The organism is Insulibacter thermoxylanivorax (assembly GCF_015472005.1).
In the GTDB taxonomy this organism is placed as follows: domain Bacteria; phylum Bacillota; class Bacilli; order Paenibacillales; family DA-C8; genus Insulibacter; species Insulibacter thermoxylanivorax.
The window spans coordinates 119,257-145,052 of the sequence record NZ_BMAQ01000003.1; the positions used below are offsets into that span (position 1 = coordinate 119,257).

Below are 25,796 nucleotides of genomic sequence, written 5' to 3' on the forward strand. Positions count from 1 at the left end.
AGCTCCATAAAAACAACCCGCCTCGGTTAATGCCTGAATCGATCGCGGCGGGTTGTTTTGTTCTATCTATAATGTCTGTTCCCATACGCCGAGGATCTCCGAAGCCACCCGCTGCCATGTGAAATGCTGTTCCACCATGCGGCGTCCATTCAAACCCATCTGTCTGGCACGATTGAGATCCGACAGCAGTTCATTCAAGGCCTGCGCATATTCCAGCGGATCCTCCGGATTCTGGATGAGCAGCCCGTTCTCGCCGGTAACAATCTCAGGATTGCCGCCGCGCGCCGTGGTGATGAAGGGAAGCCCCGAAGCCATGGCTTCGTAATGCACTCTGGCCAAGGGCTCGTTCCAGATCGAGGTGCAGACGAAGACATCGGCCGCATTGAACCATTGATACACTTCCTGTGCCGGGATGAAACCCGTATTGATCACCGGAATCGGTGAGCGAGCAGCAAGAGCCCGCAGATAAGCGATATAATCGCTCACCCGGTCATCGCTGTACCAGGCCCCGCCGACGATGACGAGGCTCGCATCCTGATGCCGCAGATGATTCATCGCCCGTATAAGGACGTGCGGCCCTTTATTGCGCGACAATCGTCCCACGAAGAGGATCACCTTCCGCGAACTGAGTTGATGCTGCTGCCGCACCTGCTCGCGCACTTGCCTGGCTGCTTCTGATTCCATCCAGGGCGCATATCTGCTCAGATCAACACCGGAATAAATCGTACGAACCTTTCCTTGTGCCTGCGGAAACAAGGTGCTGATCCGCTGGCCGACATAGTTGCTGATGGTGATGATCCGCTCCGTCTGTTCGAGCGCCGCGGTCGCTTCCTGCCTGTCGATCTTATTCCACTCGAACATATCATTGTGCATGCTGAGGATGATCCTCGCAGCCGGCCTCATCTGCCGCACCGGCAGGACAAGCCTCGGCCGGTTAAAGATATGAATAATATCATATTGTTCCTGCGTGCTTTGCAGATACTGAACAACGTTCGCAGCATAGATCTCGAAGATCCCGTCCGAGGGAACGCGCACATACCTCACGCCCCCCGCCTGCTCCGTGTCCGGCAGATCCGGGTCGGTTCTGGAGAGGATGGTAAGCTGATGATGTTGAGCCAGCATGCCGGAAACGCCGTCAATATACGTTTGGATCGCGCCGCCGCGGATATTCGGCACCGGCAGTTTCTCCGTACAGATCATGAGAATATTCATGTTAAGCCGCCTTTCTCCTTTACTTTCTAAACACAGTTACGCTGATATCGAGGCCGCCCGGCGGACGCGCAGTCTCCTCGGTCTTTCCATCTGTCTCCGTAAGGACGAAACTGAGGTCGTTCTGCGAACCATTTCCGACCGCCGGCGGCGAACGGGGACGCGAAGCACGCCCTGGCGATGCCGCTTAGCCCTTGGTTGTCGTCTGGCAGTCGAATGCCTCCGTTGCCTTCGTCCTCCAGACGCTCTCATGCGGCTTCTGGCCTGTGATCTTGCACCGCTCTGAGAGGAAGCGCCGGCTGTTCGCTTGGTCCGCGTATTCGAGCCTGTGCGGCGCCGACTGCTTGTGCCGGTGCGGGCAGCGGTTCGTCTCGAACGCGATGCCGCCATCGTCCCTCTGCGTCCGGTGCTTGATATACGTTTTCTTCCCGCTCGTCTCGGCCTGCGGCTGCGAACCGATCGAAGCGGCAGCGCCGCTTCAGCAGCCACCAAGGGCGGAGCGGGCATCGGGATCGTAAGCGGCGCCTCATGAACCGCTTCTTGCAGCATAACGGGTTCTGGTTCTGCCGGCTGCGACAGCGGCACTTCATCCACAGGCAAGCTCGCAAGTTCGCTCCAAGCCGCAGCCTGCGGCAGTGTAATCGGCATCATCAGCGGAGGTGCCTCCTCCACAGACGGATAATCCCCGGATGGGTAGAGCTCCATATCTTTCCGCAGCTCGTTCAACACATCCCATTTGTTCATCTCCACGTTCTGCATCACTTGCAAGATCGGTTCGAGCTCCGTCGGGATGAAGAGCTCCGGTTCATAGACGACTTCTTTGACATGTTTATAGAACTCATTCGGGAAAGCCATATCGATCCAGAGCAGTTCAAAGATCTCGCGATCGATGGGATTGCCTTCGCTATAAGCGGCGATCATCGACCGGATCCACTCCAGATCCCAGCCGCCGTTGTCAACCATGGTACTTGTGATGAGCTTGCGCAGATCGCGGATCGGGAGATCATAAGCCACCCCGTCCAAATCGATGATCCAGATCCCGCCCGGCCCCATCTGTCCATTGGACCAGCCGTAATCCTGATGCGCTAATCCCCAGTAAGGCTCCCCCTTCGCGATCATCCGCTCATAAGCGGAATCGCGAAACATCATATAGTAATCCTGTGCCTCTGCTTTCACCTGCGGCAGCATGGAGAGAAGCCGATTCGAGGCGGGATATTCCGCATAGGTTTCCGCGATATCTTCGAACCACTGGAGCTTCGCCATGATTTTCTCATAGTGCTTCGACCAGCGATACAGCCTCGAGGCCTTGATCGCGCCGAAGGGCGGCTCATACCCCCGCGACAACCGGTGGAATTCGCCAAGCCCGCGGCACAGTTCCTGGACACCTGCGATATCGACTTTGGATACGGGTTCGAGGGGTTCGATCCATTCCGTGACGATCCAGGATTTTCCCCCGGCATTGACATACTGCTCGCCGCTTCTCGTCTCGATCAATGACGGCACCCGCGCTCCTTGTTTTACAAGGTAATCCTGCGCTGCGATGCTGAAGAGACTGCGGTTTGGCTCTCGGTGCAGCACCTTGATGCTGCGCGGTCCCTGATCCGTCATGATGCGCCATATGGCTCCGCCTTTGTCCGGCTTCGCGGTGATCAGGGTCATCTCCGAGACGCTCATCTCATATCGAGTCATCACTTGCCTGGCCAGCGCCTCCAATTCCGGCGGCACGTACTGATCATGCACGCTTCCGTCAGGCGATTGCGTCATCGCCAGATGATCCCACGGTTCTATGATGTAACCGTTCGTGTCGATAACCTCACTCACGATGAATTCCTCCTGACTAGAATCGATTGTTCAACTTCTTCCTCACGCGCCGCGATGATCGCGGCTGTGACTGTTTTCGGGTTAAGCCTTCATACAGCTGCACGGTCTCCCTGGCGATGCCGTCGATGGCATAGCTGCGCTGTACCATGCTTAGATTCGCCGCTGTCAGTGCATCGAGGTCATCCCTGGACATGAGGATCACCTCCCTCATGTCGCGCATCAGCCCTTTCCGCGTCAAACGCCGATGGGCATCATGATCGCCGAACCACGTCTGCCAAGCTTCTGACCAGCGGTCCGTCCGCACGATCCCCGCATATCCCCTGCTCCCTGCAGCGATCACAGGCCGGCAGCAAGCCATTCCCTCCAGGGCGACCCTGCCCGTGCCGATGACCAGGTCGCTGGCAGCATAATAAGTATGAATATTCGTCACCTCTCCGTAATAATGGATATAAGCTGCTCCGAACAGGTCATTGTGTGCGGCAGCCAACCGTTTGATACGTCGATCATCCTTACCTGCGCCGATGATCACCAGATGCCAATCCTTTAAGCCGCACATGCGCAAAGCTGACAGAGCATGGATGATCTCCTCGCATACGGCGGCTTTCTCCCAAGACAGCCTGCTCGCATACAGGATCACCTTCGCCTGCTCCGGCAGCTGCAATTGCCTGCGGATATAAGTGCGGTATGGTGAAGCAGGATCGCGATAAGCCCGGTATTCTTCTGCTGTGATGCCATTGGCGATCAGGGTGCTCGAGATGCCGCGGCTTCGCAGGAACGCTTGCAGCGGCGGGCTCACGCTGATGAAAGTGCCGGTTTCAGCGATTCGGCGCAGGAATCCTTCATCGCAGTATACGCTGTGCTGGGTGAACACGAAGGGCACGTTCTTCCTTGCCGCAGCTTGGGATGCCGGATACCCGGAAGGATATTGGTGACCATGAACGAGATCGATGCGCTCCTGTTCGATGATCCACTCCAGCAGCCGCTGATGGCGTTCGCTGTTCTTGCTGTCGTATTCATGGTTATCCAGTACAAAGTCAATCTCATAACAGGGAATCCCCAGCGCAGCGAACCGGTCCAAGATTCGTCCCGGCTTGCCGGCCGCGACCACGCCAACCCCTCTTGTTAACAGCTGTTTGCTCAGCGCATAGACATGGGTCTCCGTACCGCCTATGTTGAATTGGTCCAACACCATGAGGACTTTGAGCGGTCTTACTGGACGCCGGCTGCTGACAGTTGATCTGCGTTTCCTGCTGCGGACGGGACGTTTCGTTCCACCGGCCACTTCATGCCACCTCCCATGGGTCCTTTCCTGTTATGCATATGACTCATCAGCGGATGACGATATGTACAAGAGTGGAGATTCTCGGTTTTTATCCGCAAAATGAGCGAATACCCTGTTGCTCCACGCTTGTACCGAATATAGTAAGATTAGTTGGCCTATTAACCGGGAGGCGTTCGACATGGACAGGATGGATGGGCTGGGGATTCATAAATCGATGATCGAGATGATCTGCAAACGTTTCGCGATCGAAGAAGAAGTGAGTGAGCAGAAGAAGCTGGGCGGGGCTTTCAATACCAATATCCGCATCGCCGCAGGCCGCAGCGAATATGTGCTGCGTATCTCCGGCGCCGCGGCATCAGAAGAGCAGTTAAGGGAGATCTACCGATTGCAGCAGCGACTCTCCGCGCAGGGCATCCCCGTACCGCTGCCGCACTTAGCCGAGAACGGGGAGCCTTGTATCCGAATAGATGAGAAGCTGATCCAAGTCCTGCCCTATATCGCCGGCGAACCATTCAGGGGCGGGGAATGTCAAGTGAGGTCCAGCGGCGCGATGCTTCGCAGATTCCACGAAGCCTTGGCAGGGGAAGGATGTCCGCTCAATCCGCCCGTCGACTTCCACCGCACTTATGACTATTGCCGGGAAGCGCTACAGCAGCTGGAAGACGTCGAGCGCATCTCCCGCTTCGGATTGACGGAAGCAGCACACGCGGCAGAACGGGTCTATGCGCGCTGGTCAGCAGCCGAGGGTAATCTACCGCAGACGATTCTGCACGGCGATTGGCATTTCTGGAATCAGCTTTATACCGATGATCAAGTAACGGCCGTACTAGATCTGGACTACATGCACAGTGGACCGCGCATCATGGATGTCGCCTATGCGATGTGGATCATCCACATCCTGCTGCCGAACCGGGCGGCAAGTTATCGCCGCGCTTTCTTGGCAGGATACGGCGCGCTGCATGAGGAGGAGATCGAGGTATTGCCGTATGCTGCGGCAAGAATCGCGCTGTTTTTCTTATGCCATGCAGCTTACAGTTCCAATCCAGCAAGAAAATGGCACAAACAATACGCCAACCAGATGCCTTTCATCAACTGGCTGCTTACCGCTGGCGGCCAAGAACTGCGTAAAGCCGCACAAGCGGTCAGATCGCAGCAGATTGGCCAAACGAACAACGTCCCGGCATCAGGTCGATTACCGGGACGGCATACAGCATCTATTCGATTCCCTGCGTCTATTCGATGGGCATCGGTTCTCGATCCGCTTACCCGCAGCCTTAAGTACGAGTAACTTTGACCTTCAGGATCCGTTTCCGATCCGCTTCTTCAACCTTGAACACCAGGCCCTCCCACTCGATCTCCGGTTTATCGTGCGGCTCTGGGAATCGCCCCAGCTGGCCGATGATAAATCCGCTCAAGGTATCATAATCTTCCGTCGGCAAGTCCACATCCAAGAATTCCTCCACGTCATCCAGGGGGATCATGCCGCGCATGTGGAACGTGTTGTCGTCGAGGATCAGAATATCTTTCTCCTCCACATCATATTCATCGAAGATATTGCCGACGATCTCCTCGATCAGATCCTCCATCGTGACGATCCCTGCTGTACCGCCGTATTCATCGATGACGACGGCCATGTGCTCTTTGCGCCTCTGCATCTCATGCATCAGCTTGTCGGTGCGCATCGATTCCGGCACGATGTACGGTTTGCGGATGATCTCCGCCAGATGGAATTGCCGCTGGTCACAATCCTGTATGTAAGCGATGAGCTCTTTCACATGGAGGATCCCGACGATATTGTCCAGGGTATCTTCATAGACTGGATAACGGGTATATTTGTCCTGATCGATGATCTTAAGGGCTTCCTCCAGTGATGCGGACTTCGGGATGGCCGCGATATGCGTGCGGTGGGTCATGATATCCTCTACGATCTTGTTATCGAAGTCGAAGATATTATCGATCATCATTTTCTCCGTCTCCTGGATCGTTCCCCGTTCCCTGCCGGCGTGTACCATCATACGAATCTCTTCTTCCGTCACTTCCTCATCGTCGGCATGCGGGTCGCCGCCCAGCAGTTTGACGAACAGATTCGTCGAGGCGGTGAGCAGATTCACGAAGGGAAGCGTAATGAAGGATAACCAGCGGAGCGGCCGTACTGCCGCCATCGCGATCGGCTCTGCCTTCTGCATGGCGAAGCGCTTCGGAACGAGTTCACCGAAGACGAGAGTGAAGTAGGACAGCAGCAAGGTGATGACGATCACCGACAGTGTTTCGAGCAGCCTGCGAGAGATCGGCACCCCCGCATCGTGGAGCACAGCCGCCAGTTTACCGGCGAAACTCTCCGCTGCGAAGGCGCTGGCTAAGAAGCCGGCCAGGGTAATCCCAATCTGAATCGTCGCCAGGAATTGACTCGGTTCCTGCAGCAGTCTGTACACCAGGGCGGCCCTCTTGTTTCCATCTTCAGCCATGAGTTTGATTTTGTTGTCATTGAGAGAGATCAAGGCCATCTCAGATGCAGCGAAGAAGGCGTTGGCGAAGATCAGGATGATGAGGATGATGATTTCCGTGATCATGACGATGCCTCCAAGGGGTTAGTCAAAATTACAGCAACATGTATAATGTGCCCAATTTATTCGTTGCCATGACCTCTAAGGCAAATATTTGCAGGAGAGAGGGGAATGAATGCAAAAAAGCATGGTAAAATCTTCACAACCCGTGATATTCTATAGGTAATCTTAGGGTAATCTTAATAATATTTCATTGAAAGGAGAGGTAAGGATGATAAGAGCACGAAAAGTATTCGCACTCATCGCATTCGTTATGTCATTCATGCTTGTCTTTACAGCCTGTGACCCTGTAAGCGGTGTCAACCTGAACCAAGTGATGAAGGCTTCCTTAGAGCAAACCTCCTACGAAGGCCGACTCCTCATGGGCATCGAATGGCAGCCCAGCGAACTGGAGATCTCGGATACTGCCCAGAAGTTTGCAACGGAGTTGGGCTTGCTGGCAGTGATGCCGAAGCTCGAGCTCGATCTGTATGAGGTCAGACAGCAAGATCTGCAGACGGCTTCGATGAAGGGGGATCTCAAGTTAGGCGACCTCGCGCTGCCGATCGCCATGTCCGTCTCCCCGTCGCTGATCGTCATAGAGATCGAGGGCATCGAGAGACCGCTCGTCATGGATGTACATAAGCCATACAACGATCTCTTCTTCGAGCTGGATTACGAACAGATCAATGAGGCTTCATTGGGACTGACCCTCGCCGCATATGAATACCTCATTCCGAACCTGCCGAATCCGAAGAAGATCGACATCTCGTCCGCTTCGATCGAACTCAACGGCAAACAAGAACAGGTGCGGAAGATTCATGCGGAGATCCCCGGCAGCGAAGTCCATGGACTGCTCGAGCAGCTGCTTAGCAGCCTGGCCGAGGATGAAGAAGGACTGAAGGAGTTCCTCAGCGAGGCTTATGATGCGCTCATGCCCTTCATCCTGGACGTGATCGAAGAGGCCGGAGCGCAATACGGATCTGACAGGGAACCGGATCCGATCGAGGAATTGGTCCTCGCTTATCTCAACAACAAAACCTTAGTCACCGAGTTCTTGTATACGACGATCACGCAAGGATACAACATCGCTCTGAATCGTCTGCCGGTGCTGACCGAGGATGAAGATTGGAACAACGTCTTCCATGACGACACCTATATGACCGTGGATCTGTATCTGAACCGCAATATGAACATCGTCCAATCCGATGTTGAGCTCCTGCTGGCGCCGGCCAATGCAGCAGGAAGCCTGCGGATCACCACTTCTACGCAGATCTGGAATATAAACGCCGATGTCGAAGCAGAACAGCTGGGCAGCACAAACGGCATCATGCTGGACAATCCGCTCGCTGGAGAAGAGATCCTGCAGGCGATCGATTGGCAGTCGCCGCTAGGTCAACTGCTGAGCGCCTTTGGTTTGAATCAGAAGACCGTCCTGCTCCCTGCTGATCAAGTCCATGCCGAGAACGGGGTCTCGTTCATGACCGCCTATCAGATCAGCCGGGAACTGGGCCTCGTGCTGGATCAATCGGCTGATCTGGAAACATCCGTGGTATTCACCGATCTCAGCAGTGAGATCAGAGTCGAGCTGCCGCTGAACCAAAATATCATCATCATCAATGGTACGGCGAAAGAGATTCCGAGCGGTGCCTTCCAACATGGCGTGCCCAGCTCGTTCTATACGTACGTGCCGATCCGCGCAGTTGCGGAAGCCTTCGGTTATGAAGTGGCATGGAATCCTAACCTGCAGATGATTGAATTGACAAAGCTCTATCGCTGATATGCTTGATTTCAAAAAAGGGGCTGCCCAGTAAGTCAATCATGATTGACTTACTGGACAGCCCCTCATTTTCGTCTCCGACTGAATCACAGGACCTGCTTGATATGTATGGAGTAATCTTTGCTTAGATCGACGTATTCGTCCTCGACTTGAACCAGCGGCCGGATCGGATCATGAGCATTGACCATCAAGATGATGCCTTGTCGATCATCGGTTAAGATCACTTGCTGCCCGATCAACGTATACATCAGCTTCTCGATGAAGATATTCGTGATCTTCGGATCGAGGGCGCCGTATGTATCGTCGCTCATCTGCAGCAGCACTTCATAGAAAGGCGATGGTTCACGGTACACCCGCTGCGAGGTCATCGCATGGAAGACATCAGCTACAGCGACGATCCTGCTGAACAGATCAATCTGGTCTCCCTTGATGCCATGCGGATATCCGCTGCCATCCAGGCGCTCATGGTGCTGCAAGGCTACCAAGGCCTGTCTGTGGTTGATCCCCGTCGTCTGCTTCAGGAGTTCATAACCGTAGATGGTATGTTCCTTCATCTCTTCGTACTCTTCGTCGGTCAGCTTATCGGGCTTATTCAAGATCTCCTCCGGGATCAGCATCTTGCCCACATCGTGCAACAGCGCTGCTGTTGTCAACTGCAGCAGCTCTTGCTTATCAAGGCCAAGCCAGCTGCCGAGCATGTTGGCGAATGTGCCGACTGCGATGTTATGCCGATACGTATAATCATCCTTCGCTTGAAGGGAGGTGAATAGATCGTATAATGTCGATTCCGAACAAGCCTCTTGAATGACCGGCAGCACATCCTGTCTAAGTTCAGCAAGCGGTACCTTCTTCGTCATTCGAATATCTTCAAAATAGGAACATGCCATCTTAACGGATTCATCAAGCTCTTGCTGAGTATTGAAAGTCAGCTTCTCATCGGGATCTGCCAGGTCGTCTTCGTTTAGATAGACGCCGTGATTGTACAGAATATCCAGATGTTCTTCGAGAATGATGACATGTCGCGGGATTAACAGGATCCCTCTATCATTGAAGATATCTCTTCTCGTCCTTTTGCCAATAGCATCAGCTAGTATCATATCTTTCAGTTGCCGCCTCCCTGCTAGATATGCCGTTGATCATAATGATGAAAACTTAAAAATCACGCTGCTTGTCCGTTTCTTCCCTTATAATGACTCTGCCGCGCAATGCGGACGGAGCAGTGCCGGCTCTGCTGATTCAGACTATAGTAAGATGACAGCGAGTTAATCTTTCCTACCAGGAGTAATAATTGGAATAACAGCGTTTACACCATCATACAAATTTACTCATCTTTCGTCAACAACCAGTCGTTATATTGACAAAAGATGAGGAGAAAATGATTTTAATTTCTATTAATTCTATTATTTGATTCCAAATTATCCGATCGCTGTTCTGCCTTCCGTGGACGAATCGGCTGAATTCGCTACTCCGCTGAATCAGTCGAATACTCGGACGATGTATCCTTGTTCAGCATCGCCATGAATTCTTCTCCGGTGATCGTTTCCTTCTCAAGCAGGTATTTGGCCAGTTCATGCATCTTGCCGCAGTGTTCCCGCAAGATCTGAAGGGCCTTCTGATGGGCGCTCTTGATGATCCCAAGCACCACCTCATCCACCTTAGCCGCTGTAACGGCAGATACCATCAAGGTCGTATCGCCGCCGAGGTAAGGATTGTTCACCGTTTCCAGTGCCATCATATCGAACTCTTCGCTCATCCCGAAGCGGGTGACCATCGCCCGCGCGATCTTGGTGGCTTGTTCGATATCGTTGGCCGCACCTGATGTGATCGTGTTGAATACGATCTCTTCCGCAGCCCGTCCTCCCATATAGGTGGTGATTTTGTCGAAGAGCTGCTCTTTGGACATCAGGACCTGATCGTCTTCTTCCACCTGCAAGGTATAGCCCAGCGCTCCCGATGTACGGGGGATGATCGTAATCTTATGCACCGGCGCCGCATGGGTTAATTTGGCAGCCACGAGGGCATGGCCGATCTCATGATAGGCGACGGTTAACTTATCCTTCATCGTAAGAACCGCATTCTTCCGTTGATAGCCGGCGATCACGACCTCTACCGATTCCTCCAGATCGCTCTGGGTAACCTGATTGCGCCCCAGCCGCACCGCCCTTAGGGCAGCTTCGTTGATGATATTCGCCAGGTCCGCTCCGGATGCCCCCGGTGTCGCCTTAGCGATGGCATGCAGGTCGATGTTATCCGCCATCTTCACCTTGCGTGCATGAACGCGCAAGATCGCTTCCCGGCCCCTTAAGTCAGGCAGTTCGACGGGCACACGGCGATCGAAGCGGCCCGGTCTTAGGAGTGCCTTATCCAGCGTCTCCGGTCTGTTCGTCGCAGCGAGGATGACGACTCCCTTATCCGCTTCGAAGCCGTCCATCTCCGTGAGCAGCTGGTTCAGAGTCTGCTCCCGCTCGTCGTTGCCGCCGATGGTAGCGGCTGCGGTACGGCTCTTACCGATCGTATCGATCTCATCGATAAAGACGATACAGGGCGCCTTCTCCTGTGCTTGTTTGAACAGATCGCGAACACGGGCTGCCCCCATCCCGACGAACATCTCGACGAATTCCGAACCGGAGATCGAGAAGAACGGCACCTTGGATTCACCTGCCACGGCTTTCGCCAGCAGGGTCTTCCCCGTTCCCGGCGGACCGACCAAGAGCACCCCCTTCGGAATCTTCGCACCGATCTCCGTATATCTCTTCGGATTATGCAGGAAGTCCACGACCTCCTGCAGCGCCTCTTTCGCTTCCTCCTGCCCCGCTACATCGCGGAAGGAGATCCCCGTCTGCGCCTCAACATAGACCTTCGCATTGCTCTTGCCGAAGGTCATCGCATTGTTGCCGCCGAACCGCTTGACCATCCGATTCATGAAGAACTGAGCGATGGCGATGAAGATGATGAGCGGCAGGATCCAGGTGAGGAGGAACGTGATGAGCGGGGAATTCTCCCGTGGAATGACGCTCGTAAAATGTACGTTCGCCTCATACAAGCGTTCGACGAGCTGCGGATCATCCATGCGGCCTGTCGTATAAAACTTCTCTCTCCCGGTTTCATCCAATGCCGAGAAAGTGATCTGCGTCTCCTGGACTTCGACTTTGTTCACCTTGCCGGATTCCACCCAAGCCAGGAATGTTCCGTAATCAACTTCGGCGATTTGCCGTTTCAGAATCGTCGGAATGAGAAAAGCATTCATCACAAGTACAATCGCGAAGGCGATGAGCAGATAATAGACGAGCTGTTTCTTCGGATCATGTTGTCCTTTCATCAGACGACCTCCGTCATGGGATAGTACATGAGCTTCTACTAATTAAATTATCACATAAATAATCGTTCACATAATGGAATTGCGCACATTCTAATCAGAACTGAAGCTCATTCCATCTGGTCATCTCATACGTTTATACGGTCATTCGGTTCTTTGATTGTGACATAAATCAACATTGTTCATGATTTTGTAAACTTTTTTGGGCAAAAAGTAATATTAAATTGGTTAAATAGTCGCTGTGATTGTGATATATTTGTGACAATAGGTTTCTTTGTTATAGTAATTAATTCCTAAACAAGGAGGGAGATACCATTTGCTTAATCTCATTAATCACATCATGAATACGTTCTTTAATAGTCTGGTTAAAAAATTGGTCGTCGGCATCCTGATCGTCTCAGTCACCACATATGGGACCAGCGCATTTTTTATCTTCGTCCTCAAACCGTTCCTGGCCCCGCAGCTCGAAGATTGGATCTACATCCTAGGAGTCTTGACCTTGGGGATTATGTGGACGTGTTTCTTGGGATGGATCGCAGCGAAGCTCATCATTCTCCCCTTGACGAGGCTGACGAGAGCAGTGAACACGATGGCTTCCGGCGATCTGCAAGTACAGATCCCCAACTATCCTTGGAAGGATGAGATCGGATCGTTGAACGCTTCCTTTCAAGTCCTATTGGATAATTGGCGGCGCATGATTGCTGATGTTTCTGAAAGCGCTGCAATTACCGAGCAAAGCGTTGCAGCGTTGAATGAGGCTATTACGCAAGCCACGGACCAAATCGAAACGGTATCCACGACGATTGAACGCATGTCGGATGCAGCAGCCGACCAGTCCAATTCGGCCAAGGAACTGCTGGACACGGCTGAGTTATCGAACGAAACATCGAGCCGCATGAATGAACAAGCGCAGCATGCACTGCAGATCTCTTCATCCATGGTGGACACCATTCGCGAGAGCACGGAGCTGTTCCGTTCCATCGTTGACAGCATGCAGCATATTACTGAGACCAGCGAGCAGACGTTACAGTTCGTCCATGCACTGGAACACCAGGCTCAAGAGATCAGCAATATCTCTCAAATGGTGCGCGAAATTGCAAATCAAACCCACATGCTGGCGCTGAACGCCTCGATCGAAGCCGCCCATGCCGGTGAACATGGACAGGGGTTCTCCGTTGTTGCCATGCAGATTCGCAAACTGGCTGCGGACAGCGGTTCGGCAGCTGAGCAGATCAATGAACTGGTTAATATGATGCAGAAGCAGGCGCTCACTGTGGTTGCTGAATCCGATCGGCAGGTCGATCTGATCCGCCGGGAGACAGAAGCCGGGGAATCCGCGAGACAAGTGCTTGTGAAGATCGACACCTCCGTTCATGAGACAGAAAACGCCTTGCAGCAGATCGTGCAGGGAATCCGCCTGCAGACGGAGCATATCCAGAAGACATACGAACAAGCCCGCCGCATCGCTGATACAGCGAAGGCGCTCTCTGAGGACAGCGTGAATATCGCCGGCGCTGCACAGGGGCAAACCGGCGTTATGCAAGAAATTACCGCCTCCTCCGAGATGCTGCGGGAGGAAGCGGCTAATCTCAAGCAAAAAACCGTTGTATTTAAATTATGATAAAACGATTGATAAGATATGCTGTGCTCATCCCAAAGAAGCGGACCGGAAGCGGCTTAAAAAAGCCTGCAGCCGGCCGCTTTGCGGTTGATGGAAGATCTGCAGCGGCGGCCCTTGTTCGACGATCGTGCCGCCGTCAATGAAGATCACCCGATCGGCGACATCCCTTGCGAAGTCCATCTCCTGGGGTGATCTTCCCCGTCTCGCGTGCTCTAGCCATCTTGTGATCATTCATTCGCCTGGATTACCTGGTGGTGATAGAGCGGCTGCGGTAGAAGAGGGAGCCGAGGATGAAGGCTGCCGCACCCCAGAGGGTGATCACGCCGATGCTGAACCAGAACGAACCCGTTAATATGCCGGTGTTGTAGACCATGCTGTCGCGGATCCCGTTAACGAAATAGGTGAGCGGAAGGATATTGGATAAGGGCTGCAGCCAGCTCGGCATCGTCTCGACAGCGAAGAAGATGCCGCTTAAGAACATCATCAAGAAGTTTAGGATATTCGCCATAGCCATATAGGCTTCCGACGTCTTGCTGATCGAAGAGAAGAAATAGCCCATCGCATTAAATGACAGAACCCCAACTAAGAAGATGACCAACAGGCTGATCAGATCGATATGCAGCGACGCGCCGAAGATATAGACGCCGATCAGCGAGAGAAGCACGATCTGGATGACGGCGAACACCAGCCGCATGATCATATCGCTGAAGCCGAACAAACCCATCTTCGCCGGCGTCATGCGGAGGCGCTTGAGCAGGCCTCTGCGGCGCATCTCCACCATATCCACCATGCCGAAGAGCCCGCTCTGTGCGATGGCAAGGGCGATCATTCCCGTCATGATGAAATCTTGCGCCTTCAGATCATCGCTGCCAGCTGATACGGACTCGATCTTCAGCCCATAGGCCGGCGCCGCTCCTGACACGATGAGATTTGTCTGCTGCACCACCTGGCTCAATATTCCTCTGACCGTCATCGCAGCGGCATTGGTTTCCTTTTCTTTGTTCACGATCAGCGTCAGCTCATCCCCGTCTTCAGCATCCGGCAGCAGGATCGCCGCGGCGACTTCACCATCTATAACCAGAGCCTCAGCTTCTTCCCGTGAGGCTGGGCTGTCTTCCGTTAATTCCAGAACCGGGATGTGTTTGATCTGTTCGAGTATGATGACCGCAGCCTCCGTTGGCTGTTCGGAGACAACGGCGACTTTCACTTGGAAATCATCCTCCGAACCGCCGCTGAAGATGACCATGAAGATTACCATCAGGATGACCGGGAAGAAGATCCCCCAGAACCAAGCCTGCAGTTCGCGGAAGCTCAACCTCCACTGGGCCAGGAACATCATCTTTAACTGTTTCATCATCGCGTTTAATCCCTCCATTCCTTACCCGTATAAGAGATGAAGACATCTTCTAAGCTCATCTCACGGATCGATACCTGATCTACTCGATACCCCTGTTCCTTCGTATATCCGAAGATGCTGTGCAGCGCATCTTCCGGCTGGATCGTCCACAGCAGCAAATCGCGGCCCGAGCGTTCGATTCGTACAACCGACGGCAGGCTTCGCGCATACTGCTCGGCATCTTCCGCTGCGAATTCCCCGTCGATAAACGACAGCTTGACTTCCCGCTCCTTCGTTAGATTGTTGATCAAGGCAGCCGGTGAATCCATGGCGATGACTTTGCCCTGATCGACGATGCACACGCGATCGCTCAGCTTCTCGGCCTCATCCATGTAGTGAGTGGTAAGAATCGTCGTCTTGCCGATCTCCTTCAGCTGCAGCACGATGTCCCAGATATTGCGTCTGGCTTGCGGATCGAGGCCTGTCGTCGGTTCATCGAGGAACAGCATCTGCGGATCACCGATCATCGCAAGACCGATGGCCAGCCGCTGGCGCTGTCCGCCTGACAGGTGCTTCACTTTCTTATTGCGATGCTCAGTGAGATTCACCATATCCAGAATCTCCAGCGTGGACATCGGATTACTGTAGAAGCTGGCGAAGAGATCCAGATGTTCCTTCGGCGTCAGCAGATCGAACATCGCTTCCGTCTGCGGCTGAATGCCGATCATCATCTTGATCTTGTCAGCATCCTTCTCCCAGTTCATACCGCCGAAGGAGATGCTGCCTCCATCGGGTTTGATCAGCCCTTCGATCATCTCCAAGGTTGTCGTCTTGCCGGCGCCGTTGGGACCGATGATGGTGAACACTTCACCGGCTTCCACAGCAAAGCTGATATCCGCAACAGCTTGCACGCTGCCGAAGGATTTGCGCAGATTCTGCACGGTTAATACAGCCATAATCTCAATCTCCCTTCCATCATTGATCTTCATCTGGTCTGATGTCTTATGCTCGCGACTCATAGAGTTATCTCATTGTAGTAGAACATCTCGGAATTAAGAACCCTTTGGCAGGTAAAATTTTGATGTTCACAATCCCAACACCATCCTATTACGTTTCCACCTTCTCGCAAACATGCCCCAGTCGGGTTTGATCCCCGACTTTGGTCTAGGTTCGGACGGATGGGTATGATCGACGGGGACGACCTGCAGGCAGACAAGGCGCTGCCGCCTATCTGGATCTGCTCTATATGAACATGCAGACGAGGAGATAAGTGCTTGAGACGGCAGGACGAGAGCTGGCAGCAAACGGGCTGTGAGTGTGTGAAACGTCAGATATAGATTTAGTATAAAAAGTGGACACTCTCTAAGAAGTAGTGGATAATGTAATCATACTATTTGGAGGGTTCCACAATGACCAAAACTCGTTACAATGAGGACTTCAAAAAACAAGCTGTCAAGTACATTCAAGATCAAACCAAAACGCTGCCTGAGATCTCAGATGAGCTTCAAATTCCTATCGGTACTCTGCGGCAGTGGGCAGCTAAGTACCGCAGGTTTGACGATGTGCCAAGCGCCGAACGTGTACGTCAGTTAGAGCAGGAACTCAAAGAAAAAGAACGGCTGCTTACATCAAAAAACCGAGAAATTGAAAACCTCAAAGAAGAACTCACGATTGTAAAAAAAGCTGTGCACATCTTCAGCAAACCAAGGAATTAAGGTTCCAGTTCATCGAGCAGCATCGCTCCGAGCACTCGGTGTAGAAGATGTGCAAGGTTCTTGAAGTATCCCGGAGCGGTTATTATAAATGGCGGTCGGCAGAACCAAGTGAAACAGAACGAAAACGCAAGGAAATCAAGGAACGAATCGTCTATCACTTTTATGACAATGAGCAGCGATACGGAAGTCCGAAGATCACCCAGAAGCTCCTTTCAGAAGGATACAGCATTGTGGAACGCACGGTCAGCAAATACATGCAGGAGTTAAATCTTCGTTCTTGTGTATCAACATCTACCCATACAGGTAAATAAAGGGTTTAACCAATCCCGGACGATATAAGACATTCTGATTAATCATCGTTGGCTCTGGAACAGCGCTTGGATCAGCGGTTCTTTCTTCTTGGAAAGCTCCGCTCATAACCGTCGATCCGTTAAAGGTCAAGCTGTCATTCTTCACACGAACCTTCCCGATTCTCGATTCTTTTTTTGAACCGGCACACTATACGTTACCTTGCCGGTCTTCTCTTGGAACATATACTTGAGTAAATAATTAAGTCCAAAAGCGTTTGCATATAAAGATTCGCTTGTTGGAATGCCTTGCAATACATCAAATCTTTCATTCCCTCTGCTGTCGGCTCTAATAACGCCGTAAGCATTGGGATTAAGGACCTCCGATGCAAGAGATCTACCGTTGGACGGTGATTGGATCACCACGGAACATCCGCCGGGAGAAGGACCGGGATCAGGCCATGGCCCGGTGGATCTTCTGGTTCCGGTCCAGGTGCTTCTGCATCGCCGACCGTAACTTCAACGGTAACAGAATAAAGTTCCGTTTGAGTACGGTAATCGTTGTGATAAGATCCATCTTCAATTTCAAATTTAAAAATGTACTATCTCTTGGTACTCATGGGTGAATGAATCTGGCAAGACGCGATGGTTATGCAGCAAATACTCTCTGCCATCGGGTTTTGTAACACTTAAATGCCAAAATTGCTGTTGATTTAAAAACACACTTCCATCTCTAATTCGTAAACTGATGGATACTTCCTCGCCAACTTCCGCGTTATTCGGCATATTCATCTCTATGAGATGCTTGTACACAGTATCATACTGCTGGATACCGGATACTCTTGGTTCCCAGTTCCCGTTTGGAAGCTGACGGAAATAGAACTCACCAGGAGATCCACCGGCATATGTTGCAATCTTTGCGTGGTTATAAAAGATTTCCGGAACTCCGCCTACCATTACTCTTATTTTTGGAGTAATAGTTTTAATATGCGTAATAAACTGATCCGTGCTGTACTGTCCGTAATATGCAATCCAAGAAGCAACATCCTGTTCATGGATGAGAATATAGCCGTTGTTCGCTGTTAGTTCAGTGTCTACAGCCATATAGAGCTGTACGGGAAGATCATCAAATTTTACATATGCGAATCTAGCTGTCATCATATCTAAATCATCGCCACTTACACGGTATGAAGGATACGAATCGGGAATTCGCTTAAACTGATCCAATTCATTCGCTGCCTGTATGCCATTATATGTGTTCTGCGTTGCATAAACTTGCAAAGAAAAAAGAGAAAGAGGAAGCAACGGAGTAAGTAAAGCTAGAACGCACATTAAAGAGAAAATTCTACGCAATGCTTACTCCCCCTTAATTAAGAGACACGAACATATCAAATCCCTTTGTGCCCTCAATAGCCATAAATTCATCATCAATGATCATTCCATACAAGCCGTACAAAACAGCTGCACCATAATTCCTGTCGGAAATATCGATATAGAATAACTTACGTCCTTCCATTGCATCTTTAAATGCTACAGAATACGTACCTGCATCTAAATACTGCTTACCATCCGTAACCGTATCTAGGATAATGTAGAAGTCGTCTTTATCGTACTTAGGAAGTGTAATAGAGGCAGTACCATTCTCCTTATCAACATCAATCTTGATTTTATTTGCTAAAGCTCTAGCTTCCTTCATGCGCTTTAAGAAAGTCTGGCTATCACCGAAAGAACGGATATTTCTATATTTTTCTGAAAGTAAATCATAATACTCTAATGCTAGATAAGGATCATCAATATCCATGGCTCGCTTAGTTTTCTTTACTCTATGATTGTCTATATATTCTTGCGTCATAAAGACTGCCGTCTGATCTTCCTGATCCCAGTAAACATTCGCCCCTAACCCTTCTGCTAAGTAACGGGCAGGGATAAAGATACGCTGATTCTTAACCTCAGCGACTGTATCCATCAATACTTTTTCACCATTAACCCTAATCTCTTTCGAACCCATTGGGATCTCTACAATATTAGTGCCGTCTGTAATCGTTGCTGTTTGACTTGCTTGATCCCACTTAATGTGTTCTTCATCATTTGGTACTCCCAGCTTCTCGGCAAAGAAACGAATCGGAATCAGTGTTCGCTGATCTTTGTTAGCATAAGGCGCCGGTTCCCCTTCGGGACTAACAAAGATTTCACCGTTAATGACAATATTAATCGGCTTCATCTCAGCTGCATAAACAGGAACAATCATAAACATCACAGCTAATGCAACTAACACTAATACGATTCTTTTCATACACATCATTCTCCTAAACAGACAAAAAATACTTGCCGCCCGGCAAACGATCATCACATCGAAGAAACATCTTGAGTATGCTTCGCCCGATCGCCGTCCCGGTACCTCCGTTTGGCGGCGGCGAAGTCTATGCTGCGAAGACCAAGACAAGCGGAGTGGACGGCTCGACGCGGACAAGGGCGCGAGGATTAGCGGACCGGCCATGCCGGGAGCATATGCCGCAGCGGCCGACAGGCTCTCCCTTGCCGCGGCGGAGGGCTGTGATATCGTGAAGCGCGGCGGCAAGTCGTTTGCCACCTTTTGTCCGCCCTCATCGAATAATCATCAGCGATTTAAACAGCTTCTCGGTATGTACCCAGATTGAGCCGCCTGCTTCGCTGAGGAAAAAGTTTCGATAACCTCATGGCCATTCAGGCATCTTCCGGGATAATAGACTTTAATTCCATCTTCAATCGTCCCAAAATACCCATCCCGAACCATAAGCCTGCTACCCCCAAGGGCATAATTGTTATAATGCTGGTTATACATAGGGATTCCTTGCAAGAATGCTATAACTGAAATATCATCGATCGTATTGCTCCACTCTTCTTGGCTGAATACCGGCAGCGTAAATTGATAAACAATCCCATATTTCTTAACTTTTTCGTTGTGCGCATTAATAGTTGCTGCCAGGTGATCTTGGATGGTCTGTATTATTGTTAGCCTCCTTACTTCTTCGAATAAATCCTCGTCATTCAAAACATCAATCCTGCCTCCTGCGGCGAGATTAACTTCCTCCCTGGTCCCTTCGTAGCGAATGCCGGTGCTTTGATCGTAAAAATATACATAATCATCCAAGGTGAATGAGAATGTGTTCCCTTCTAGATCTCCCCTGGTAAAGAGATGTTTCATTTGCCATACATGCTTGTAATGCATATCTCCATTAAAATCCCTAAACTCTTCCCCCGCGTGGATCCACAGGCCATCATAATCAACGATGGCCACAAGAGGAACATACGCTTGTAGGACTTCCTGAGCTATTGGATCGTGAAGTATATCAAAATTGCTAGCTGCAAAGCATAAGCGGCATCAGCAACAGCTTGATACAGTGCCCCATCATAAAGCGTCATTAATTCAAGGTTCTTGCTCTGGTATATTAATTCCAAGTCGTTAAAGAAGAATAACGGAAGCGTCAAGATTACAAAAATAAGTCCCGCCGCTGAAAACATACCTAAACTAGTAATCTTCATTATGGATCACGTGCGGGTCTGCTCAACAGCCAGTCATTGCTGACTTGCTGGCAGCCCTATTTTCCACAGCACTTCTTATACTTCTTACCGCTGCCGCAGGGACAAGGGTCATTGCGGCCGATTTTGCTTCCGCTTCGTCTAAAGGGCACCACCTTGCCCTGATGCTCGACCTCTATGGGTATGCTGCTGTTATACAGCGTATTCCGTCCAGTGATCTTGCTCAGTTCATTCGGTGTGTAGCCGCGGTTGGATCTCAGACGGGTATGGTTGTAGACGTCGATGATCAGAGGTACGATCTCACGAATCTGCTTCTCACTGTCAAAATAAATCCTCCGCCGTTCAAACTCCCAGAAGATCTCTTGCAGCGGCGCCTCCATCCAACAATGAAATTGAACATCATCGATGAGCGCATCCACCATCTGCTCATCGCCGTGAAGGTGCTTCAAGACATACGCTTTGAGCGCCTCCAGCTGCGGCGTCATCTCAAAGTAGTCATTGCTTGCATACTTTAACAGCTCGTCCCGTTCCGGTACATAGTAAGGCTTGCCCTCCGCACGCTCCAGCAGTTCGTGAAACTTCTCTTGTTCCTTGGGTTCTCCGGAAGTATAATACACATCCACGATATAAGGCCCGAGCATGTCAAATTTCTGGTTCGCCTGCAGGTACAAGTCAAGAATGCTGAACAATTCCTCTTCCGTCAGCGGCTCCTCATTCTGGCTGTTGAAGATCTCAATTAATTGGTCCGGCAGATAGGCTCCATATAAGTTAACCAGAGCTTTCACATACTGAATGACCAGCTGATACCGATCATGGATGCGCTTCAATTGGTCCAGATCAATGCGGCTGACGGCATCTTTGATCTCAGCAGGAACGATGTAGGTTACTTCGCCCTCATGATAGAAATTGAAGATCAATCCATACAAACTCGCTTCCATGTAATCCCTAGGGTGAATTTCATCGTCCACCAGGCGCTCAGCCCGAAGAACCCGCATGAAGAACGCCCATTGTTCTTTATCGAGTCTCAATAGATTTCGTTTCATATTGCCGGGCTCGCAGCAGGCAGCCGCAACTGCCCGAACCAGTTCCTCTTTATTCATCTTCGAGCGACCGGCAATCTCATAGGCAGTTGCAAGATGATACAATTCCTTCTTCGTATACAGCGATAAGATGTCCGGCAGCGAAGTGAGGACCTTGCTTTGAAATGCATATTCACGATTCATCTCACGAGTCAGTTCTTTCAGTCTGACTTCCAAGGCTTGAAGCTTGTCTCCCATGCGTTTCCCTCATATCCCTATAAAATCTTGACAGCGATCCGGCCGTTATTATCCGCCAAATTCGCTTGTTCTATTAAGCATACTCCATTTAATATATTTTGAAAATATCGACAGGCGCCGCGAAACGACTTCATGCTCCGCTCTTCATGCTTCTTACTCGGCAGCCGGTGCCGATCTGCCCGCTTCGATCAATACCCGGTTCCTAAACCTCGCGAAGGCAGCAGCCATCATAAGCAATCCCGTACCCATGAGCAGCCATTCGATTGCGATATAGTCAGCCATCGGACCGAAGATGAGCATGCCGATGGGCATCATCGATGTCGTGATCATGCTCATCACGCCGAACACTCTGCCGAGGTAGTCCCCTTCCAGTCATTTGTCATTAATAGGCTTTCCAAGTCTTTCGTATTATCCAATAATCGAAGCCAAAGGACAATCGGTTGAGCACGGCATCTTCAAGTTAATTTACACCAAAAAAGCTTGGCCCATTCCATTTCACATGCCAGGGCCAAGCTTCTGCTCCCATATGCAATTTACTGCGCCATCCTGCGTATATATTCCAAGCTTCCGCGCTTCCGCCTAAGCGGAGGAATGCTGGCCAAGATCCATCTGCTCGGATGCTTTGATTCTCCTTCTCTTGGTCCATAAGACCATAAGCACTGCTCCTAAGCCTAAGACCGCTGTCAGCAGCAGACTGACCGCGGCAGCTTGCCATACGGTCCATTCAAGGGCGTCGACGACAGACAGCCATAACCAAAGCCCTGCCAATGTTGCGAACAATGTGGGCACCGTAAGCAAGACTCCTATGCGAAAATAATACCCCCAGCTGATCTTCACCCTTCTTCGCGAAAGCACATGCAGCCATAATAAGGTGGCCAAACTGCCGATCGGTGTCATCTTCGGACCAAGGTCAGAGCCGATGACATTCGCGTAGATCAGCGAGTCCCGCAGCAGGCCCTCCGTCTCCGTGCTCTGGATCGCAAGGGCATCGAAGACCACCGTCGGCAGGTTGTTCATCACCGAGGACAGGATGCCGGCGATGAAGCCCATGCCCATGGTTGCTGCGAACAAGCCGCTTTCCGCCAGCTTCTGCACGAGTGATGCAAGCAAGTCCGTATACCCCGCATTGTGCAGACCATAGACGACGATGTACATCCCCGCTGAGAAGACGACGACATTCCAGGGTGCCGATCTTAGGAGTCCCGGCACATCCACTGCTGGACTTCGCCTTGCCATAAGCAACAAGAGGAGGGCTGCCGCCCCAGCGAGGAAACTGATTGGGATCCCAAGGGGTTCGCTCGCGAAATAAGCAGCAAGCAATCCGCCCAAGACGATCCATGACATCCGGAAGATGCGCGGATCTCGGATGGCTTCTTGCGGGAACGGCAAATGATCCGGCTCATAGGACTTGGGCAGCGTCCGGCGATAGACCAGGTACAGCACAGCAAGGCTGGCGGCGACGGATACTATGGTCGGCACGAGCATCCGGCTGGCATACTCCACGAAACCAACGGCGAAGAAATCCGCTGACAGTATATTTACCAGATTGCTGATCACAAAGGGCAGCGAAGCGGTATCTGCGATGAATCCGCTGGCCATCACAAAGGGGAGGATCCATCTCCCTGTCATATTGATCTGTCTCATCATCGACAGCACAATCGGCGTGATGATGAGGATCGCGCCGTCATTGGCGAACAACGCAGACATCACCGCCCCGAGCAGGATGATCCAGACAAACAAATGCCTGGCATTGCCCCGAGAGAGGCGGGCCATATGCAAAGCGGCCCATTCGAAGAAGCCGATCTCATCGAGGACTAGGGAGATGATGATCAGTGCAATCAAGGCAAATGTAGCATTCCATACGATATCGATCACAGCGAGGACATCTGACCAGCTGACAACGCCAAGCAGAAGAGACAGCACAGCCCCGGCACTGGCGGACCAGCCTACATTCAAGTTCCTCGGCTGCCAGATCACCAGGACCAATGTGACGATGAAGATCAGACATGCAGCTAAACCCATAGAAGCCAGCCTCCCGCCAGATGATGAATAGGATTTATGTTTCATGTTTAAGGCCGTTAATGATTGATGCGAACAATATCATACACCAATGCACGGTCCGATGATAAGTCTGCCTGCTCACAATCGACATAGGCCGCATCATCTCCACACAATATTCATGAAATATCAGTGAATGAAGAAGGAATATGTTAGATGTTGGCGAAAAATAACATCCATAACATTAATGGGAGGAATCGCGGACATTATGATGCTAAGCAGCAAACGCAGAACAACCGCATCTCAGATGCAGCAAGAGTTCCGGAATTTCCTGCAGGAACAGCAGAAACTGCATGAACTGCACCGGGCGATGCGTGAAGTCGAACTCTACGAATCCTATATTCGCATGCTGCGAACCGTTCACCTCGAGTCAGATCTGCCCGTCGACTGGACCTCAGTACTTGATCGTCCCGCACCTTTCGAACCAGATCCAGACGGCAAAGGTCCGCGCGAAGCCCAAGCTGAACAAGCGTTAGCGGGCTATCAGCCCAATCTGTGGGATCGGCTGTTCAGCAGAGTCAGGAAGAAGCGGGAAGCTCTGCAGCGTACTCTCGAAACGGCCAGAACAGAGGAACGGGCGGAGTACCGAGAATGGCAGAAACAGCGGGAGCTGGCGGCGAGGATCTTGGCTGAAGATCGATCAGCTTATGAAGAAGCCATAGAGAAACTGCAGCCCTTCGCCGACTTGGCAGAACTCGGAAGTGATTTTGCCTTTCACATGGCGGTCCGGGAGGACAAGAAGATCGCCGTCGTCGAGTTCATCGTGCAATCCAGGAAGGTGATCCCTCAGGAGATCAAGTCACTGACCAAAACCGGCCGATTATCCATCAGCAAGATGCCCGTAACCCGCTATTACAGCCTCGAGCAAGACTATGTATGCAGCACGATCTTTCGGATCGCCCGCGACCTCTTCGCCCTGCTGCCGCTCACAGAAGTTCTGATCCATGCCCGCGACTACCAGCTGAACGAAGCGGTGGGGAGGACGGAACTTGCGACGATCGTCTCCGTACGGATCGACCGCGGCGTGTTAAACTCCTTAAACTTAGCGAAGATCGATCCCTCCGAGGCGATGGTGAATTTTGAGCATCGGATGAGTTTTCTTAAGACGAAAGGTTTCCGTCCCGTTGAGCAGTTGGAACCCTAATGCAGCAGGCAATACTGAGCGGGTATACCGAACAATAATCCATGTTTTGTCCGCTAACCGAATCATGACTATAAGATTAGACGCGGCATTCTGTGCCTTTGCCCGCATGTACTGGTGACGGGGGAAGGACAGGATGGCGCTTTTTTATTTATTAGGAAATGTAAAGGCTGTCATAAAATATTTTTGGGCGGTTTGTGAAAAACCTATTGCAAAGCGTGTCGATTTTAATATAATGTTATTTGTTCGTGTTTATAGTAAACCTAAAGTAATGTATAAGTAAACTTCGTTTACTCAGAGTTTATTTTTAGCTAACCTTACTGAGGAGGGCTGACATGCAGATTGGAGCCAAGATCAGATCCTTGCGGCTGCATAAGGGTCTGACGCAGGAAGAACTCGGCGAGCGGACCAATCTGAGCAAAGGCTATATCTCGCAACTGGAGCGCGATCTGAACTCCCCTTCCATCGAAACGCTGTTCACCTTGTTGGAAGTGCTCGGCACGACACCGAAGGAATTTTTCGATGACGAAGGCGAGCCGCCGAAGATCGTATATACGCCTGAAGATCAAACATCCTATATCGATGAGGAGAAGCGTTACGATATTCGCTGGCTCATTCCCACTTCCAACGAGAAAGAAATGGAGCCCGTGCTCATCACGTTCGAGAAGAATGGGGAGTTCAAAAGTTTCGAACCATCACTGGCCGAGACATTCATCTATGTGTTAGAGGGCAAGATCCGCCTTCAGTTAGGGGATGAACAATACATCGCAGATGAAGGCAATGCCGTCTACTACGATGCGAAATTATCCCATCAAGTATCCAACGCTAATGATGGTCCGTCGAAAATCTTGTTAGTGGCAACTCATTCATACTTGTAGGAGGCCAAGGAAG

Annotated in this window: 25 protein-coding genes; 8 read left to right on the forward strand and 17 right to left on the reverse strand. The window is 51.2% G+C overall.

Annotated features, from left to right (window positions below; genetic code table 11):
* Nucleotides 1-66: 66 nt before the first annotated feature.
* Genes PRECH8_RS02175 through PRECH8_RS02185 form a run of 3 tightly spaced genes read right to left on the reverse strand, consistent with a single transcriptional unit; the run spans nucleotide 67 to nucleotide 4,312 of the window.
* A complete protein-coding gene (locus PRECH8_RS02175; protein WP_200965429.1) occupies nucleotides 67-1,212 on the reverse strand; it encodes a glycosyltransferase family 4 protein in 1,146 nt (381 codons plus the stop codon).
* Between the two features lie 36 nt (nucleotides 1,213-1,248).
* On the reverse strand, nucleotides 1,249-3,030 hold the full coding sequence (locus PRECH8_RS02180; RefSeq protein ID WP_242457392.1) for a CotS family spore coat protein: 1,782 nt from the start codon (nucleotides 3,028-3,030) through the stop codon (nucleotides 1,249-1,251).
* Between the two features lie 16 nt (nucleotides 3,031-3,046).
* Nucleotides 3,047-4,312, reverse strand: coding sequence for a glycosyltransferase (locus PRECH8_RS02185; RefSeq protein ID WP_200965430.1), 1,266 nt, complete (start codon nucleotides 4,310-4,312; stop codon nucleotides 3,047-3,049).
* Nucleotides 4,313-4,490: 178 nt separating this feature from the next.
* Here PRECH8_RS02185 and PRECH8_RS02190 point away from each other — a divergent pair, with 178 nt between their 5' ends.
* Nucleotides 4,491-5,600, forward strand: a complete 1,110-nt coding sequence (locus PRECH8_RS02190; protein WP_200965431.1) for a phosphotransferase — start codon at nucleotides 4,491-4,493, stop codon at nucleotides 5,598-5,600.
* Here the strand turns inward: PRECH8_RS02190 and PRECH8_RS02195 are convergent.
* Complete coding sequence (locus tag PRECH8_RS02195; RefSeq protein WP_200965432.1) at nucleotides 5,587-6,882, reverse strand: hemolysin family protein; 1,296 nt, start codon at nucleotides 6,880-6,882, stop codon at nucleotides 5,587-5,589. The two genes, PRECH8_RS02190 and PRECH8_RS02195, sit on opposite strands and share 14 nt — an antisense overlap.
* A 205-nt stretch (nucleotides 6,883-7,087) precedes the next feature.
* Here PRECH8_RS02195 and PRECH8_RS02200 point away from each other — a divergent pair, with 205 nt between their 5' ends.
* Nucleotides 7,088-8,635: a stalk domain-containing protein gene (locus tag PRECH8_RS02200; RefSeq protein ID WP_200965433.1), complete on the forward strand. Its 1,548-nt coding sequence runs from the start codon at nucleotides 7,088-7,090 to the stop codon at nucleotides 8,633-8,635.
* A gap of 86 nt (nucleotides 8,636-8,721) precedes the next feature.
* On the opposite strand, the gene PRECH8_RS02205 is transcribed toward PRECH8_RS02200, so the two are convergent.
* The gene (locus PRECH8_RS02205; protein WP_200965434.1) at nucleotides 8,722-9,732 is read right to left on the reverse strand and encodes an HD-GYP domain-containing protein; all 1,011 of its coding nucleotides are present in this window, start codon (nucleotides 9,730-9,732) and stop codon (nucleotides 8,722-8,724) included.
* Nucleotides 9,733-10,097: 365 nt separating this feature from the next.
* On the reverse strand, nucleotides 10,098-11,954 hold the full coding sequence (gene ftsH / locus PRECH8_RS02210; RefSeq protein WP_200965435.1) for an ATP-dependent zinc metalloprotease FtsH: 1,857 nt from the start codon (nucleotides 11,952-11,954) through the stop codon (nucleotides 10,098-10,100).
* A 313-nt stretch (nucleotides 11,955-12,267) separates the two neighbouring features.
* Between ftsH and PRECH8_RS02215 the strand changes: the two genes are divergently transcribed.
* The gene (locus PRECH8_RS02215) at nucleotides 12,268-13,572 is read left to right on the forward strand and encodes a methyl-accepting chemotaxis protein (RefSeq protein WP_200965436.1); all 1,305 of its coding nucleotides are present in this window, start codon (nucleotides 12,268-12,270) and stop codon (nucleotides 13,570-13,572) included.
* Between the two features lie 27 nt (nucleotides 13,573-13,599).
* On the opposite strand, the gene PRECH8_RS02220 is transcribed toward PRECH8_RS02215, so the two are convergent.
* The 3 genes from PRECH8_RS02220 to PRECH8_RS02230 form a co-directional block, all read right to left on the reverse strand.
* Nucleotides 13,600-13,752 carry a hypothetical protein gene (locus PRECH8_RS02220; RefSeq protein WP_371871162.1) on the reverse strand — a complete coding sequence of 51 codons (153 nt, stop codon included), beginning with the start codon at nucleotides 13,750-13,752 and terminating at the stop codon, nucleotides 13,600-13,602.
* A gap of 64 nt (nucleotides 13,753-13,816) precedes the next feature.
* Nucleotides 13,817-14,929, reverse strand: coding sequence for an ABC transporter permease (locus PRECH8_RS02225; RefSeq protein WP_242457393.1), 1,113 nt, complete (start codon nucleotides 14,927-14,929; stop codon nucleotides 13,817-13,819).
* 5 nt (nucleotides 14,930-14,934) lie between these two features.
* Nucleotides 14,935-15,927 (reverse strand): ABC transporter ATP-binding protein, encoded by a 993-nt coding sequence (locus PRECH8_RS02230; protein WP_242457394.1) that lies wholly within the window; start codon nucleotides 15,925-15,927, stop codon nucleotides 14,935-14,937.
* 390 nt (nucleotides 15,928-16,317) lie between these two features.
* Here PRECH8_RS02230 and PRECH8_RS14430 point away from each other — a divergent pair, with 390 nt between their 5' ends.
* Complete coding sequence (locus tag PRECH8_RS14430) at nucleotides 16,318-16,623, forward strand: transposase (RefSeq protein WP_200965437.1); 306 nt, start codon at nucleotides 16,318-16,320, stop codon at nucleotides 16,621-16,623.
* Between the two features lie 47 nt (nucleotides 16,624-16,670).
* Entirely contained in the window at nucleotides 16,671-16,934 is a 264-nt protein-coding gene (locus tag PRECH8_RS14725; RefSeq protein WP_200965438.1) for an IS3 family transposase, read from the forward strand.
* A 141-nt stretch (nucleotides 16,935-17,075) separates the two neighbouring features.
* Here PRECH8_RS14725 and PRECH8_RS14440 read toward each other — a convergent pair whose 3' ends face one another.
* The 3 genes from PRECH8_RS14440 to PRECH8_RS02250 all read right to left on the reverse strand — a co-directional run bounded on the left by PRECH8_RS14440 (nucleotide 17,076) and on the right by PRECH8_RS02250 (nucleotide 19,203).
* Entirely contained in the window at nucleotides 17,076-17,336 is a 261-nt protein-coding gene (locus tag PRECH8_RS14440) for a DUF5704 domain-containing protein (RefSeq protein ID WP_308808415.1), read from the reverse strand.
* Nucleotides 17,337-17,501: 165 nt separating this feature from the next.
* Nucleotides 17,502-18,263, reverse strand: coding sequence for a hypothetical protein (locus PRECH8_RS02245; RefSeq protein WP_200965439.1), 762 nt, complete (start codon nucleotides 18,261-18,263; stop codon nucleotides 17,502-17,504).
* A 13-nt stretch (nucleotides 18,264-18,276) separates the two neighbouring features.
* Nucleotides 18,277-19,203 (reverse strand): copper amine oxidase N-terminal domain-containing protein, encoded by a 927-nt coding sequence (locus PRECH8_RS02250; protein ID WP_200965440.1) that lies wholly within the window; start codon nucleotides 19,201-19,203, stop codon nucleotides 18,277-18,279.
* Between the two features lie 71 nt (nucleotides 19,204-19,274).
* On the opposite strand from PRECH8_RS02250, the gene PRECH8_RS02255 reads away from it, so the two are divergent.
* Nucleotides 19,275-19,475: a hypothetical protein gene (locus PRECH8_RS02255; RefSeq protein WP_200965441.1), complete on the forward strand. Its 201-nt coding sequence runs from the start codon at nucleotides 19,275-19,277 to the stop codon at nucleotides 19,473-19,475.
* Nucleotides 19,476-19,527: 52 nt separating this feature from the next.
* Here the strand turns inward: PRECH8_RS02255 and PRECH8_RS02260 are convergent, their stop codons facing one another.
* From PRECH8_RS02260 to PRECH8_RS02280, 5 genes are all read right to left on the reverse strand, one after another.
* Nucleotides 19,528-20,187, reverse strand: a complete 660-nt coding sequence (locus tag PRECH8_RS02260) for a hypothetical protein (protein ID WP_200965442.1) — start codon at nucleotides 20,185-20,187, stop codon at nucleotides 19,528-19,530.
* Between the two features lie 32 nt (nucleotides 20,188-20,219).
* Nucleotides 20,220-20,432: a hypothetical protein gene (locus PRECH8_RS02265; RefSeq protein WP_200965443.1), complete on the reverse strand. Its 213-nt coding sequence runs from the start codon at nucleotides 20,430-20,432 to the stop codon at nucleotides 20,220-20,222.
* Between the two features lie 56 nt (nucleotides 20,433-20,488).
* Entirely contained in the window at nucleotides 20,489-21,706 is a 1,218-nt protein-coding gene (locus tag PRECH8_RS02270; RefSeq protein ID WP_200965444.1) for a YecA family protein, read from the reverse strand.
* A gap of 153 nt (nucleotides 21,707-21,859) precedes the next feature.
* The gene (locus tag PRECH8_RS02275; protein ID WP_207161760.1) at nucleotides 21,860-22,036 is read right to left on the reverse strand and encodes a hypothetical protein; all 177 of its coding nucleotides are present in this window, start codon (nucleotides 22,034-22,036) and stop codon (nucleotides 21,860-21,862) included.
* A 249-nt stretch (nucleotides 22,037-22,285) separates the two neighbouring features.
* The gene (locus PRECH8_RS02280) at nucleotides 22,286-23,728 is read right to left on the reverse strand and encodes an arsenic transporter (protein WP_200965446.1); all 1,443 of its coding nucleotides are present in this window, start codon (nucleotides 23,726-23,728) and stop codon (nucleotides 22,286-22,288) included.
* A gap of 283 nt (nucleotides 23,729-24,011) precedes the next feature.
* Here PRECH8_RS02280 and PRECH8_RS02285 point away from each other — a divergent pair, with 283 nt between their 5' ends.
* Entirely contained in the window at nucleotides 24,012-24,908 is an 897-nt protein-coding gene (locus PRECH8_RS02285) for a DUF4236 domain-containing protein (protein WP_200965447.1), read from the forward strand.
* 332 nt (nucleotides 24,909-25,240) lie between these two features.
* Nucleotides 25,241-25,783: a helix-turn-helix domain-containing protein gene (locus tag PRECH8_RS02290; RefSeq protein WP_200965448.1), complete on the forward strand. Its 543-nt coding sequence runs from the start codon at nucleotides 25,241-25,243 to the stop codon at nucleotides 25,781-25,783.
* The last annotated feature ends 13 nt before the right edge of the window (nucleotides 25,784-25,796 follow it).